The 15,109-nt window shown below is 63.5% G+C and carries 13 protein-coding genes; 10 read left to right on the top strand and 3 right to left on the bottom strand.

Translation table 11 applies throughout. The annotated features are described in order from the left end of the window. The 4 genes from pnp to DI606_RS17250 form a co-directional block, all read left to right on the top strand. Positions 1–1,240, top strand: a 1,240-nt coding sequence (gene pnp / locus DI606_RS17265) for a polyribonucleotide nucleotidyltransferase (protein WP_293985164.1), incomplete at its 5' end; no start/stop codon positions are given. A 162-nt stretch (positions 1,241–1,402) separates the two neighbouring features. After that, positions 1,403–2,422, top strand: a complete 1,020-nt coding sequence (locus DI606_RS17260) for a DUF4118 domain-containing protein (protein WP_293985163.1) — start codon at positions 1,403–1,405, stop codon at positions 2,420–2,422. Between the two features lie 333 nt (positions 2,423–2,755). Beyond that, positions 2,756–3,433 (top strand): response regulator transcription factor, encoded by a 678-nt coding sequence (locus tag DI606_RS17255; RefSeq protein WP_293985162.1) that lies wholly within the window; start codon positions 2,756–2,758, stop codon positions 3,431–3,433. Beyond that, on the top strand, positions 3,430–4,767 hold the full coding sequence (locus DI606_RS17250; protein WP_293985161.1) for a HAMP domain-containing sensor histidine kinase: 1,338 nt from the start codon (positions 3,430–3,432) through the stop codon (positions 4,765–4,767). Before DI606_RS17255 ends, DI606_RS17250 begins: the two co-directional genes overlap by 4 nt. Positions 4,768–4,823: 56 nt before the next feature. Here the strand turns inward: DI606_RS17250 and DI606_RS17245 are convergent, their stop codons facing one another. The 3 genes from DI606_RS17245 to sppA all read right to left on the bottom strand — a co-directional run bounded on the left by DI606_RS17245 (position 4,824) and on the right by sppA (position 10,514). Next, positions 4,824–7,331: a TonB-dependent receptor gene (locus DI606_RS17245; RefSeq protein ID WP_293985160.1), complete on the bottom strand. Its 2,508-nt coding sequence runs from the start codon at positions 7,329–7,331 to the stop codon at positions 4,824–4,826. Between the two features lie 237 nt (positions 7,332–7,568). Continuing rightward, on the bottom strand, positions 7,569–8,423 hold the full coding sequence (gene purU / locus DI606_RS17240; RefSeq protein ID WP_293985159.1) for a formyltetrahydrofolate deformylase: 855 nt from the start codon (positions 8,421–8,423) through the stop codon (positions 7,569–7,571). Positions 8,424–8,630: 207 nt separating this feature from the next. Further along, complete coding sequence (sppA, locus tag DI606_RS17235; protein ID WP_293985158.1) at positions 8,631–10,514, bottom strand: signal peptide peptidase SppA; 1,884 nt, start codon at positions 10,512–10,514, stop codon at positions 8,631–8,633. A 159-nt stretch (positions 10,515–10,673) separates the two neighbouring features. On the opposite strand from sppA, the gene gpmA reads away from it, so the two are divergent. From gpmA to DI606_RS17205, 6 genes are all read left to right on the top strand, one after another. After that, on the top strand, positions 10,674–11,360 hold the full coding sequence (gpmA, locus tag DI606_RS17230; protein WP_293985157.1) for a 2,3-diphosphoglycerate-dependent phosphoglycerate mutase: 687 nt from the start codon (positions 10,674–10,676) through the stop codon (positions 11,358–11,360). Positions 11,361–11,472: 112 nt separating this feature from the next. Beyond that, complete coding sequence (gene purE, locus DI606_RS17225; protein WP_293985156.1) at positions 11,473–11,961, top strand: 5-(carboxyamino)imidazole ribonucleotide mutase; 489 nt, start codon at positions 11,473–11,475, stop codon at positions 11,959–11,961. A gap of 10 nt (positions 11,962–11,971) precedes the next feature. Next, positions 11,972–13,042, top strand: coding sequence for a 5-(carboxyamino)imidazole ribonucleotide synthase (locus tag DI606_RS17220; protein ID WP_293985155.1), 1,071 nt, complete (start codon positions 11,972–11,974; stop codon positions 13,040–13,042). Continuing rightward, positions 13,039–13,524: a dihydrofolate reductase gene (locus DI606_RS17215; protein ID WP_293985154.1), complete on the top strand. Its 486-nt coding sequence runs from the start codon at positions 13,039–13,041 to the stop codon at positions 13,522–13,524. The genes DI606_RS17220 and DI606_RS17215 overlap by 4 nt, the downstream gene beginning before the upstream one ends. Positions 13,525–13,561: 37 nt before the next feature. After that, entirely contained in the window at positions 13,562–14,488 is a 927-nt protein-coding gene (locus tag DI606_RS17210; RefSeq protein WP_293985153.1) for a bifunctional riboflavin kinase/FAD synthetase, read from the top strand. Positions 14,489–14,533: 45 nt separating this feature from the next. Next, positions 14,534–15,109, top strand: a 576-nt coding sequence (locus DI606_RS17205) for a class I tRNA ligase family protein (RefSeq protein WP_293985152.1), incomplete at its 3' end; no start/stop codon positions are given.

The raw sequence follows: 15,109 nt of genomic DNA, 5'->3' as shown, positions 1-15,109 counted from the left end.
CGAGCAGATGATCGACGGCCTGACCGGCCTGCACTATGAAAACTTCATGCTGCACTATAACTTCCCGCCCTATTCGGTCGGTGAAGTGGGCCGCTTCGGCGCCCCGGGTCGTCGGGAAGTGGGTCATGGCAAGCTGGCCTGGCGCGCGCTGCATCCCGTGCTGCCGGGCAAGGACGAGTTCCCCTATACGATCCGCGTCCTGTCCGACATCACCGAATCGAACGGCTCTTCGTCGATGGCGACCGTCTGCGGCGGTTCGCTCTCGATGATGGATGCGGGCGTTCCGCTGAAGCGTCCGGTTTCGGGCATCGCCATGGGCCTGATCCTGGAAGGCAAGGATTACGCGGTCATCAGCGACATCCTGGGCGACGAGGATCACCTCGGCGACATGGATTTCAAGGTGGCAGGGACCGAAGCCGGCATCACCACGATGCAGATGGACATCAAGGTCGCCGGCATCACGCAGGAAATCTTCGAAGTCGCGCTGCGTCAGGCAAAGGAAGGCCGCGCCCATATCCTGGGTGAGATGAGCAAGGCGCTGTCCTCGACCCGCACCGAATTGTCGGCGCATGCGCCGCGCATCGAGACGATCCAGATCGACAAGTCGAAGATCCGCGACGTTATTGGCACGGGCGGCAAGGTCATCCGCGAAATCGTCGCGGAAACCGGCGCGAAGGTCGACATCGACGATGAGGGTATCATCAAGATCAGCTCGTCCGACACCGCCCAGATCGAAGCGGCCAAGAAGTGGATTCTCGGCATCGTCGAGGAGGCGGAAGTCGGCAAGGTCTACACCGGCAAGGTCGTCAACATCGTCGATTTCGGCGCTTTCGTGAACTTCATGGGTGGCAAGGACGGTCTCGTCCATGTGTCCGAAATGAAGAATGAGCGCGTCGAAAAGCCGACCGACGTTGTGTCGGAGGGTCAGGAAGTGAAGGTCAAGGTCCTCGAGATCGATCCGCGCGGCAAGGTCCGCCTGTCGATGCGCGTCGTCGATCAGGAAACCGGCGAGGAACTGGAAGATACGCGTCCCGCCCGCGAACCGCGTGAACCGCGCGGCGATCGGGGCGGTGAAGGTCGAGGCGACCGCAGTCGCGGTCCGCGTCGCGACGGAGGCGATCGCGGCGGCCGCGGCGGTGACCGTGGTCCCCGCCGTGACCGTGGTCCCCGGAGCGAGGGTGGCAAGAGCGACGAAGACGGTTCGAGCGCAGGTCTGCCCGACTTTCTGACTCAGGACTGACCCGGGCGCGCCCCCGGGCGCATCACGGGAAGGATCGATGACTTTATGGGGCGTCCGGTGGATCGGGCGCCCCATATTGCGTTGTGCGCGGGTCGATCCTAACCTCGATCAAGGCGATCGATGAAAGTTGTGCTACAGTAACGATAGACGGTGGGGACAATCATGCAGCGCAATAACGAGAGCTTCGTGGAGCGCCTTCCGCTGGTCTTCGAAACGCCCGCCTATGCCTATCTGTTGACAATGTTTCTATGCGCTGGGGCTTGGGCCTTGCGCGTCGCAGCAGCGCCTATTCTCCCCACCGGCTATCCATTCGTCACCTTTTTTCCGGCGGTCATTCTTGCTTCCTTCCTGTTCGGCATCAGGCCGGGCCTCTTTGCGGCCATCCTGTGCGGCGGGCTCTCATGGTTTTTCTTCATCCCGCCCTATCATGAGATGACCTTCAACCCGGCGGTGGCCGTGGCCCTGTCGTTCTATGTCGGGGTCGTCGGCGTGGACATCGCGCTGATCCACTTCATGCAGCGGGCAAACTATCATCTGGCGCTGGAGCGGGAGCGGAGCCGCGCGCTGGCGGACAATCGCGAACTTCTGTTCCGCGAGCTTCAGCACCGGGTGTCGAACAATCTTCAGGTCGCCGCCGCGATGCTGGGTTTGCAGCGCCGCCATATCGATCACGATGTGGCCAGGCGTGCGCTGGACGATGCGTCCGCACGACTGGCGCTGATCGGCCGGATCAGCCGGGCGCTCTACGATCCTTCGGGGTCGGGGAAGGACATGCGCGCCTTTCTCGAAATGCTGACCGAGGATATCGTCGTCGCTTCGGGCCGGGAAGATGTGCGTATGATGGTGAGCGCGCCGGAGGGGTTGGTGCTGGACCCGAACATTACCGTGCCGCTCGCTCTCGTCGTGGCAGAATCCGTCAGTAACGCGATAGAGCATGGCTTGCCTGACATGGCCGGTTCCATCCACGTCCATCTGGAAGAGTCGGTTGAAGGGCTGAGCCTTCAGATATCCGATGACGGCAGGGGGGTTTCGCCCGATTTTGCGATCGAACAGGCGCCTTCGCTCGGCCTGCGCATCGCCAGTGCGCTCGCCAGTCAACTTGGAGGGCATTTCGCGCTGGTCCCCGGCCCTTCACGCGGAGCGGTTGCCCGGCTGGACTTACCGACCGCCTGCCTCAACTGAATGACCGGGCGGGGGGGCAGCCAACCCAGCCATTCCATATCGATGACGATGATGAGCGAGGCCGTACGCGTCCATCGGTGCGCCGATACGGGGGCCATGCGGTTTCCTCCACCGGGGTATCGGACGCTGAATTTTGCAATGTCGGATCCCGCGACGATACCCGGCGCGCGGAGCAGTAGCATGGCGCGGGACCATGTTTTTTCGCTACGAAATCCCACGACGGCGGCATCCGGTCATCGGCACGATAGCGCGTTCGTCTACGCCGCTCCATGGTCAATCGAGCGAGGCACGGCTAAGGTCGCAAAGTCACTGACACACATCGGATCGTCGCATATGACCCTTCACATCCTCCTCGCCGAAGACGACCGCCAGTTGCAACGGCAACTGGCCGAACAGCTTGCCGATTTCGGGCATAAGGTCGAAACCGCCAATGACGGCGGTGCCGCCATGGCGATGATAGGGAGGCAGGCTTTCGATGCCGTGATCCTGGACTGGATGATGCCTTCCATCGACGGGATCACCCTGTTGCGGCAGATGCGCGATGCCTCCGTCACGGTTCCCGTGCTCATGCTGACGGCCCTCGGTCACGTCTACGACAAGGTGGAAGGGCTGGAGGCGGGGGCGGACGATTATGTCGTCAAGCCGGTCGACCCGATGGAACTCAACGCGCGGATCAACGCGCTGGTGCGTGCGCGCCGGGTTTCCGACCAGCCCGCCGATACCGTCAGCGCAGGCGACATCGTCGTCAGCCCGTCGCGACTGCGCGCATGGCGCGGCGGCGAGCCGCTCAACCTGTCGCAGACGGAGTTCAAGCTGCTGCTGGAACTGGCGCGCCATGCAGGCTCCGTCGTCACGCGGCCCATGCTGATCGAAAAAGTGTGGGGTCTCGACTTCATGCCGACCACCAACATCGTGGATGCGCATATCCGGCATCTGCGCGTCAAATTGATGGAGCGGGGAGACGATCCCATCAGCACGCAGCGCGGAATGGGCTACACGCTGCGAGCATGATGCCCCGGCTGCAATCGCTGCGCGGTTTGACGATCGCCTTCATCGCGCTCTTCATACTGGTGACCGCTGCGGCAGGTTTCGGTACGTATTTCACCACCCTGTCGATGATCACTGCCCTGGTGGACGAACGCGTTCTGGCCGAAAGCCATGCAATCGCGCCGCCGGGCACCCGCGAAGGCGTTCGGGCGATCGGGGCACGGATGGAAGCCATCACGCACGTCCGCGATACCGCCGATCTGGGGATGTTGTTGACCGACAAAGCGGGGCGACCGATTGCCGGTAATGTCCGATTTTCTCGCCCGCTTCCCCTGGGCTATTCTTCCCTCGACCGGCGCGACAGGATCGAGGGGTTGAGCGCGGGGCGTGTGCTGGTGCGCGACCTGGGGAATGGATCGAGGCTTGCGGTCTTCGCAGAAACCGAGCCGTTCGACGACTATTTCGACATTCGCCAGCGTATCTATATCGGCGGCTTCGGTGCCATCATACTGGTGGTATTGGTGGGATTGCTGCTGTTTCGAAGGCTGGTGGGCGAACGGATCGATCAGTTGCGTATGGCTGCCGAGTCGATTTCCGATGGCGACCTTTCGCGCCGCGTTCCGCTAAAGGGGGATGGCGGGGAATTCGACAGGCAGGCCGCCGCCTTCAACCGGATGCTCGACCGGATAGGGCAATTGATGGCCGAAGTGCGTAATGTTTCCAACGATATCGCGCATGAGTTGAGGACGCCGCTTGCGCGATTGCGCAACGAACTTGCGCTGCTGGAGCGGGCCGGGCATCCAGAGCGCGCGAAGGTGCAGGTGCAGGCGGCGCTGATGCAAGCGGACCAGCTTCTCGAAATGTTCGCCGCGTTGCTACGAATATCGGAGATAGAGAGCGGCGCGCGCCGGGCGGGCTTTCAGTCGGTCGGATTGGATGAGATCGCTCGTACCATGGTCGACATGGCGCGTCCCATCGCGGACGAAAAGGGGCAATCCCTGACAGTCGGCGGCAGGTATGCACCGGTGCGGGGCGACCCGCAGCTGTTGGCACAGATGATCCTCAACCTGGTGGAAAATGCGATCCGGCATACGCCCCCGGGCACCGGCATTGCGGTACGGGTCGAAGCGATGACCGGCGGCGTCCACTTCGTGATCGAGGATGACGGGCCGGGCATCCCTGCAGAACAGCGACAGCTCGTCATGCGGCGTTTCGGGCGCCTGGACGCCAGTCGACATGAGCGGGGGCATGGGCTCGGCCTGCCGCTCGTCGGCGCGATCGTCCGCCTGCACCAAGGTGCGCTGTCGCTGGAGAATGCAGAGCCCGGCCTGCGCATCGTCGTCACCCTGCCCGCATAGAAAAACCGGCGCGGACAGATGATCCGCGCCGGTTTTCCTGGGACGATCGTCGTGTTTTAGAAGCGGATGCTGGCTTCCGCGCCGAAAGTGCGGGGCGCGTTGAAGTTGCCATAGTCGCCCAGCGTGTTGCCGATGCTGCCCGTCGTAATGCTGCTCGTCGGTGCGGCGGGCAGGCTGTTCGACGGATCGCGGCGGAACACATATTGCTCGTCGAACAGGTTGCGGCCCCAGATGCTCAGCGTCAGCTTGCGGCCATAGCCCACGTCCAGATCGGCGAAGGAGATGCGACCGTTGACCAGGAAGGACGCGTCCGCCTTGGTATCGAACTGGTCGAACGCCTGTGTCGCCTGCGCATAGTTGGCATCGACGTGGAACTTGACCGACGCGTCGCTGCCGCCGATCGGAAGGCTGTAATCGACCGATCCGCTTGCCGCGTTGCGCGGGGTGAAGGGGATGTAGAATTGCTGGAGATAGGGCTGCGAGGTCGCACCTCCGGCGGTGAAGGTAATCGGCACCAGGGGAATCTTGGTGTAGGTATAGGCGTAGGATGCGTTAAGCGTCAGGCCGTCGACCGGCTGAACCGTCAGATCCGCTTCGACGCCCCGGATCTTCGTCGTGCCGCCCGCATTGATCGTGCGCAGCACGTTGACGCTGGAGCCACCCGCGAACTGGATGAAGCTGATGTCGATCTGGCTGTCTTTGCGATCCATGATGTATCCGGCAAGGTTGAACCGTGCGCGGCGATCCCAGAAATCGGCCTTGAGGCCTGCTTCGTAGGACTTCACGTCTTCAGGATCGAAAGCCTGATAATTGGCCGTGCGCGAGCTGGCGCCGCCGGCGCGATAGCCGGTCGCATATTTCGCGTAGACATGGACATCGTCGGTCACGTCATAGGCGATCGTGGCCATCGGATTGAAGCGGTTCCACTTTTCGTCCAGCGGTGAGTACCCGTTCCCGGCGACGATCGCAGCGTTGGCCGGAAGGTTGTAGTTCACGTTACGGAAGAAGTTGAGAACGCCGCGCTTCTTGTCCTGCGTATAGCGCGCGCCGACCGTGAAGTGCAGTTGGTCTGTCGCGTTCCAGGTCGCCTGGCCGTAGGCGGCATAGCTCTTCGACCAGACTTCGGACGCGCGGTCGATCGAGCGGCAACCCCGGATCGAGCCGAAGCCGCCCGAACCACGGCACGGGTCCAGCGTAACATAGACCGGCTGGCCCTGTGCGTTCAGATACACGCCGTTGGAGTTGGGGGTGGAGGCGTCGTCGCTGACATGTTCGTTGAAGTAGAACAGGCCCGCGACATAATCGATCGACCCGACGGTGCCGACCGCCTGCAGTTCCTGGGTGAACTGCCGCTGGCGCAGCCCTGCAAGGCTGTAGCGGCTGAACCCGCACGGTGCGGCCTGCGTGCAGGCGGCAGTCAGGTTAACGACCGGCGGACGATGCGCGCCACCCGAATTGTCCCACTGTTCGACATCGACGCCGCGCCATGCAGTGATCGAGCGCAGTTCGATTTCAGGCGAAACCGTCCAGCGCAGATTGTTGGTGAAGCCGTGCGTCTTGTCGGTGCTGACCTGCTGCGGCACGCCGATGTCGGCGGTCTTCATGCGGGTATCGCCGTTGATCTCCACGCCCGGCAGGACCGGACGTACGGTGCCGCTCAGCGTGGTATAGTTGATTCCCGGCAGCTGGCAGCGCGGCGAATTGGCGACCGGTCCGGCGACGCAGTTGTTGGGGTTGAAGTTCAGCAGCTGGCTGTAGAAGGGCGTGTTCTCGTCCTTCGCGACGTCGTAGCTGAAATCGTTGGTGATGCTGCTCGTCGGCTGCCAGCGCACGGCGGCGCGCACGCCTTTGCGGTTGTAATAGTTCCAGCCGACCTGCCCGGCGAGCGGGTTCTTGGTGGTTTCGTCCTGATGCTGGATCACGCCGTCCAGCTTGACGCTGAACCCTGCGGTTTCGGGGAGGTTGATGTGGAAGCCGCCCGTGTGCGCGCCGTAATTGCCGATGCCTGCGTCGATACGACCGCCCCATTCGCCGGTGGGAGCCTTGCTGACGATGCTGAGCGCGCCGCCTTCGGTATTGCGACCGAACAGCGTTCCCTGCGGCCCCTTGAGCACTTCGACCCGCTCCACGTCGAACAGTGCGGCGTTAAGGCCATGCTGGCGACCGAGGTAGACGCCGTCGACATAGATGCCGACACCCTGTTCGCGGGCGGGCTGGTTGGCGTCGAGCGGCACGATGCCGCGAATGCCGATGGTGAGCGCGCTTTGACGCGCTTCGAACGTGGCGATGCGCAGCGACGGGACCGAACCGTCGGCCAGATCGTACAGGCTCTGCACGTGCCGGTCCTTGAGCGCTTCGGTGCCGAGGACCGCCATCGCGATCGGGGTTTCCTGAAGGTTGGTCTCGCGCTTCGTGGCGGTCACCACGATTTCGCCAAGACCCGCTTCCGCGTCGGCGGCGGTCGTGGCCTGCGGGGCCTGATCCTGCCCGAACGCAACAGGCGCGTTCATAACGGCAAGCGCCGCGCCAGCCAGCAGAGTTGCCTTGGTTAGACTTTGAAACATAGTGGTATCGAGCCCCTTTCGAACGATTCGCTGTTCGTCGGGCCGGCACATATGGCGCAATGAAGACAGTTGGATTTAAGATTGAAGACAGTCGCCGATCCGGATCTTCATCTTCGCTTCATAAACGGGGCAAGCGGCTGATTTCCGGGCAGCGAAGCCAATAGGGGGCGGAAACTATTCCGCCTTTTGAAGGGCGTGGCGGCGGATGTAACGCTCGACCGCTACGCCGACCGTGGATCAGGCCTTGAAGACGACCGTGCGTTCGCCATTCAGGAACACCCGGCCTTGAAGATGATGCTGCACCGCGGTTGCCAGCACGCGGCGTTCGATATCGCGGCCCTTGCGCACCAGATCGTCGGGGGTGTCGCCATGGTCTATCGCTTCTACATCCTGATGGATGATAGGGCCTTCGTCGAGGTCGGCGGTCACATAATGCGCCGTCGCCCCGATCATCTTGACGCCGCGATCGTAGGCCTGGTGATAGGGCTTGGCACCCTTGAAACCGGGCAGGAAGCTGTGATGAATGTTGATGCAGCGGCCTGACAGGAACGCGGCGAGATCGTCCGACAGGATTTGCATGTAGCGGGCCAGCACGACGAGGTCGGCGCCGCTTTCTTCGACGAGTTCCTTGATCTGCGCTTCCTGCCGGGCCTTGCTGTCCCTCGTGACCGGCAGGTGGTGATAGGGCACGTCGCCGATCAGTGACGTCGTCAGCGCCGAACGGGGGTGGTTGGACATGATCCCGACCACGTCCATGGCAATTTCGCCGATCCGCCAGCGGTAGAGGAGGTCGACGAGGCAATGATCAAATTTCGATACGAACAGCAACACCTTCTGGCGTTCGCTCTGTGCCCGCAGAGACCACTCCATGCCGTGTAGCTGGGCGAGGGGGGCGAAGGCCTGCCGGAATGCGCCGACCTTTTCTTCCGCGACCGCAAATTCGATGCGCATGAAAAAGCGGTCGGTCAGACCGTCGTTGAACTGCTGCGCATCGGTGATGTTGCCGCCCTGCTGCGCGAGAAGCCCTGCGACATCGGCGACCAGACCCGGACGATCCGCGCATTGCAGGGTGAGGGTGCAGAATTGGGTCACGTCTTTCCTCCACGGTTCACGCAGCCGATCCGGGGCACGCGCAATGATGCCGATCCGCTCTACTGTCCCGGTCGGACCGTCGAATGGACAAAGATGCAGGCGGGCATTGCCATGGTCGGGGGGGAGCCGCTTGGCAAGGGCGATGGCCTCGACAAGCGGTCATATGGGGCAGCCGGGACAAGTGCCCGGGCGCAGCCGTCCTTCCCGTCAGTGCCAGAGCGTCGCGATGACCGTCAAAAGGCTCCGCTCGTCGACAGCTCGATCGGGGCGAGGCGCGCCATACCCACGGCACTCCAGGCAGTCGGCACGCACGCCCGCGCCGGAGATCATCGCTCTCACGTCCGCAATTGCCTGACCCGCCCACTGCCGTTGCAGCAGAGACTGGCGGGCCAGCATATCGCGGGGTGCACGGGCGTCGTCGCGATTGTAATCCGCGAACGATTCGACCCATTGCGCCCATTTGTCGGGCTGCTTTTCGATATAATAGGGTCGGGCAGAGGCGGGATCTATCTTAGCCCGACGTGCCGCTTCGGCAATGGCATCGTCGAGCCCCCCGAAGCGGTCTACCAGCCCCAGTTGCCGTGCCGTGCCGCCGTCCCATACGCGGCCCTGGGCGATGGCATCGACAGCTTGCGGAGACTTGTGGCGCGATTGTGCCACGATGCCGACGAAGCGGCGATATATGTCCTCAACGCCCAACTGCATGATTCGGTCGAATTCGGGCGTCGTCCCTCCGGTCACGTCGGGCTGGCCCGACAGAGGCGTGGTGCGCACTCCATCGGTGGTGATCCCCATCTTCGCCAGCGTACCTTCGAAGCTTGGGATGATGCCGAATACGCCGATCGAGCCTGTGATGGTACCCGGCTCTGCAAAGATGATGTCGGCGGGCGTCGACACCCAATAGCCGCCGCTCGCCGCGACATTTCCCATCGATACGACGACAGGCATTCCTGCCGCCTTCGCCTGGAGGATCGCGCTACGGATTTTCTCCGAAGCCATGACCGAACCGCCCGGCGAATCCACCCGGACGACGAGGGCTTTCAGCTTCTGCTCACTCAACGCCGTCAGGAGCAGGCCGGAAATGGTGTCGCCCGCTGCGGTGCCCGGTCCCGCCTCGCCATCGACGATGTCGCCAGCGACAGTCAGGACGCCGATCTGGCCGTTATTGGCAGGCTTTCGAGCCTTCACATAGGTGGTGAGATCGATGGCAGCGAACGCCCCGGCCTTGTCGGCGGGTGCATTGCCCGCAAGGGACGCCACCCGCTCCCCGAACGCACTTTCGTCGCCCAGCTTGTCGACCAGACCTGCGGCGAGCGACGCCTTTGCGATGTCTCCGCCCGTCGCCTGCACCATCGCCAGAGGATTGGCGGCATATGCCGCGACTTTCGCCCTGGGTCGCGCCTTCTGCACGTCCTGCTGCCAATCCTGCCACAATGCGTTGGCGAGCGTCTGGTTCGCCTGCTTCGCTTCGGGCGACTGATCGGACCGGATGAAGGGTTCGACGAAGCTCTTGTAGGTGCCGACGCGATAGACGTGCGTGTTGACGCCCAACTTGTCGATCAGCCCCTTGTAATAGAGGTTGGATCCGCCCCGGCCCACGATGGCGACACCGCCCAGCGGATCGCTCCATACTTCGCTCGCATGGGCGGCCAGTTGATAGCTGTCATCGGTGTAAAGGGTGGCAAAAGCGAGCACCGGCTTCTTCGCTGCCCGCACTGCGTCCAGCGCCTTGCCGACGCGGCCCAGTGCGACCTGACCGCCGCCGGTAAATCCGTCGAGGTTGAGCACCACTGCCTTGACCTTCGCGTCGTTCCGCGCGGCATCCAGCGCCGTGACAATGTCCGAAAGGCGATATTCGCGCGTCTGGTTTCCCGATCCGCTCAACAGTTGCGACGCGCTGATTTCCGTTGGCTGCTCGACGATGCTGCCGTCGAGATCGAGCAGCAGCGCACCGGCCTGCACGGTTTGTGCAGGCTTTGGCGAATAAGAAAGCGCGGCATAGAGCGCGCCGAAGAACAGCAGCAGGAACAGCAGGACGAGCCCGTCCTTGATCGCGACCAGGATGCGCCATGCGCCCTTCACAAATGCCAAGTGGTCAATCCTTCAAAATGTCCGGCTGTCTCTGGCTATCCCAAGCCCCGCTCGACTGCAATGTGGGGCGGTGCGTTCCGGCGACAAGCTTGCACGGACGATTTTGCCCGCTATGGGAAAGCGCAACGTTCGCCGCTCATCGTTCAGGAGAAGCGCCCCATGCCCACACTCGTTCTGATCCGCCACGGCCAGTCGTCCTGGAACCTGGAAAACCGCTTCACCGGATGGTGGGACGTGAACCTGACCGATAAGGGGATCGAGGAAGCACGGGCGGCCGGCCGCCTGATGGCTGAAAAGGGGCTGGATTTCGACCAGTGCTATACCAGCTTTCAGACGCGCGCGATCAAGACGCTCAATCTGGCGCTGGAGGAAATGGGGCGGCTGTGGCTTCCGATGGAAAAGGACTGGCGGCTTAACGAGCGTCATTATGGCGGCCTGACCGGCCTTAACAAGGCGGAGACCGCGGCCCGGCATGGCGACGATCAGGTGAAGATCTGGCGGCGCAGCTTCGACATTCCGCCCCCGGTGCTGGAAGCGGGCGGGGAATTCGATCTGACGAAGGACCGCCGCTACGACGGTATTGCGATCCCCTCGACCGAAAGCCTCAAGGACACCATCGCGCGCGTGCTGCCCTATTGGGAAAGCCGGATCGCGCCCGACCTGAAGGCAGGCAAGCGTGTCGTCATCTCCGCGCATGGCAATTCGCTGCGCGCGCTGGTCAAGCATCTGTCGAACATCCCCGACGATGAGATCACCGAACTTGAAATTCCGACCGGCCAGCCCATCGTCTACGAACTGGCGGAAGACCTGTCGGCGAACGACCGCTATTATCTTTCGGAGCGCTGAGAAGAGCGGCACCGCCGTGGCGCAAAGCGCATTGCCCCCCGGCGGCCCCGCCGCTAAGGGGCTTTGCTTCCCGGCCCGCTTGATGGGCCAGGATGCCTAACGGGGAAAAGGCATGAGCGAGGCAGCGACGGTCGGCATTATCATGGGTTCCCGGTCCGACTGGGATACGATGCGTCACGCCGCCGAAACGCTCGGGGCGCTGGGCGTTCCGCATGAATGCAAGGTGGTGTCCGCGCATCGCACGCCGCAGCGGCTCTACGATTATGCGACCGGTGCCGCGGATCGCGGCCTCAAGGTCATCATCGCGGGCGCGGGCGGTGCGGCGCATTTGCCGGGCATGACCGCGTCCATGACGCGCCTCCCGGTGCTGGGCGTGCCGGTGGAATCCAAGGCACTGAGCGGGATGGATTCCTTGCTCTCCATCGTTCAGATGCCGGGCGGCATCCCGGTCGGCACGCTGGCCATCGGCAAGCCCGGTGCGATCAACGCGGGCCTGATGGCCGCCGCGATTCTGGCGACGAACGACGGTGCGCTGGCGGATCGGCTGGACGCATGGCGCGCCAGGCAGACGGACGCGGTCGCAGAGACGGTCGAGGATTGAGAAGACGCGCATGACGACCATTCCGCCCGGTTCCACCATCGGCATCCTCGGCGGCGGCCAGCTCGGCCGGATGATCGCCATCGCCGCCGCGCAACTGGGATACCGTACCCATATCTTCGCGCCAGAGGAAAGCGGTCCCGCCGCCGATGTTTCTCCCCGCTGGACGCGCGGCGCCTATGAAGATGCAGGGGCGCTGGCGGCGTTTGCGGACAGCGTCGATGTCGTCACCTATGAATTCGAGAATATCGACCCGTCCGCCGTGGAGACGCTGGCACATCACGGACTGGTCCGACCGGGTGCCCACGCGCTGCGCGTCGCGCAGGATCGCCTTGCCGAAAAGCGCTTCGTTTGCGATCTGGGCGGGCTGACCGCACCCTTCCTGCCGGTCGACAGTCTCGACGCCCTCGAAACGGCGGTAGAGGCCATCGGTAGCCGGGCGATCCTCAAGACCAACCGGATGGGCTATGACGGAAAGGGGCAGGCGCGCCTGTCCGAGCCGGGCGATGCGGTGGGCGCGTGGAACGCCATCGGGCGTCAAAGCGCGATCCTGGAAGGGTTCGTTACCTTCGAAGAGGAATTTTCGGTCATTCTGGCACGCGGTGCCGATGGCGAAGTGCGCTTCTGGGACTCGCCGGCCAATGTCCATGTCGATGGCATCCTGTCGACCTCCACCGTTCCTGCCGGACCCGTTATCGCAGCGCAGGTCGACGAAGCGCGGGCGCTCGCCCGCAAGGCGGCCGACGCACTCGATTATGTGGGTGTCCTCACCTGCGAGTTCTTCGCCAGCGCCGATGGCCCGGTGTTCAACGAGATGGCTCCGCGCGTGCACAATAGCGGGCACTGGACCGTCGAGGGCGCTGTCACCAGTCAGTTCGAAAACCATGTCCGCGCGATCTGCGGCCTTCCGCTGGGCGACACCAGCCTTGCCGCGCCTCGCATCGACATGCGCAACCTGATCGGCGATCAGGCATCCGAATGGCCTGCGATCCTGGCCGATCCGGCCAATCATCTGCACCTTTACGGCAAGCATGAAGCACGCCCGGGTCGCAAGATGGGGCATGTGACCCGGCTGTCTCTGTGACGCACGTCGTCCTCGTCCTCGCGCGCGCCGACAATGGCGTGATAGGTCGGGACGGCGATCTTCCCTGGCGGCTGCCTGCCGACCTCAAGCATTTCAAGGAGCTGACGGCGGGCCACCCTATGATCATGGGCCGCAAGACGTTCGACAGCCTTCCGGGCCTGCTGCCCGGCCGACGCCATATCGTGCTGACTCGCAACCGCGCATGGACCGGGGCAGGAGCGGAAGTGGCACGAGACGCCGACGAAGCGATACGCATGGCAGATGCGCCTGTCGTCATGGTGATCGGCGGCGCGGAGATTTACCGCCTGTTCCTGCCGGTTGCGCACCGCGTCGAATTGACCGAAGTGCATCTCAACGTCGATGGCGACGCCGCCATCGCATATCCCGAAGCGGCGGACTGGACGGAATCCGTCCGCGCCGATCATCCTGCGCGGGACGGTCGCCCCGCCTACAGCTTCGTGACGCTGGCGCGCAAAGCGTGAATTGCCACGCTCCCCCTCTCTGCCTATAGGCTGCGCCATGGAGCGGCTTTCCAGCAGCGCCCCGATCCCCGCGCATTTGCGCGGGAGTGTGATGGCGCTCGGCAATTTCGACGGTTTTCATGCCGGGCACCAGGCCGTCGTGGCGGCCGCTATCGCTCGCGCCCGCACCGAAGGTCGGCCCGCGATCGTCGCTACCTTCGATCCGCATCCCATGCGCCTGTTCAGGCCGGACGCCGCGCCGTTCCGCCTGACCTCGCTCGACCAGCGGGAGGCGCTGTTCGCGGCGGCGGGGGCCGACGCGATGCTGGTCTTCGCCTTCACCGCCGATCTCGCCACGCTGGAGCCTGCCGATTATGTCGCCATGCTGCGTGACCGTCTGGGGGTGGCGGCGGTGGTGACCGGTCAGGATTTTACGTTCGGTCGCGGGCGTAGCGGTAAGTTGGACAGCTTCGCCGCGCTCGGCCTTCCCGCCGAAGCCGTCGCGCCGGTGCGCGATGGCGAAGGTGCCATTTCCTCCAGCCGGATCCGGCACGCGTTGATCCAAGGCGACTGCGAGAGCGCTACCCGGCTGCTGACGCGGCCTTTCACGATCGAAGGCACGGTGCAGCATGGCGACAAGCTGGGCCGCACCATCGGTTTCCCGACCGCCAATATCGACATGGGCGAATATCTGCGGCCGGCCTACGGCATCTATGCGGTCCGGGGGCTGTTGCCCGACGGGCGCGTCTTGGACGGTGCGGCGAACCTTGGCATCCGGCCCAGCTTCGATCCGCCCAAGGAGTTGCTGGAGCCCTATTTCTTCGACTTTTCCGAAAGCCTTTACGATCAGCGGATCGAAGTGCAGCTGATCCGCTACCTCCACGCCGAACGGAAATATGACGGCCTCGACGCATTGATGGCCGGCATCGCGCAGGACTGCGCCGACGCGCGGCAAATCCTTGCGGCGACGCCCTTCGTCGCCTAATGCCGCGCGATATTTGACGCCCACAAGCGAAACTGCGCGAGCCTTATGACCGATCAGCCCGACTACAAGTCCACCGTGTTCCTGCCGCAAACCGACTTCCCCATGAAGGCGGGCCTTGCGCAGAAGGAACCGGCCATCGCCGCTCGATGGGAGGCGATGAACCTTTATGGCAAGCTGCGCGAAAAGCGTGCGGGTCGTGAGCGCTTCATCCTGCATGACGGGCCGCCCTACGCCAACGGCGACATTCACATGGGCCACGCCATGAACAAGGTGCTGAAGGACATCATCGTCCGCGCGCAATCCTTGCTTGGCAAGGACGCGCCCTATGTGCCCGGCTGGGATTGCCACGGCCTTCCGATCGAATGGAAGATCGAAGAGGAGTATCGCAAGAAGAAGCTGAACAAGGACGAAGTGCCTGCGTCCGAATTCCGCGCCCAATGCCGCGCTTATGCCGACAAGTGGGTCGATGTGCAGCGCGAGCAATTCAAGCGGCTCGGCATCATGGGCGATTGGGCGGACCCCTATCTCACCATGAAGTTCGACGCGGAGGCGACGATCGTCGGCGAACTTTTGAAGTTTGCAGAAAGCGGCCAGCTCTATCGCGGCGCCAAGCCCGTCATG

The sequence above is a fragment of the Sphingobium sp. genome (assembly GCF_003248505.1).
Taxonomy (GTDB): Bacteria; Pseudomonadota; Alphaproteobacteria; order Sphingomonadales; family Sphingomonadaceae; genus Sphingobium.
Note: the sequence above shows the minus strand (reverse complement) of the source record. Positions and strands in the feature narration are given on the sequence as shown.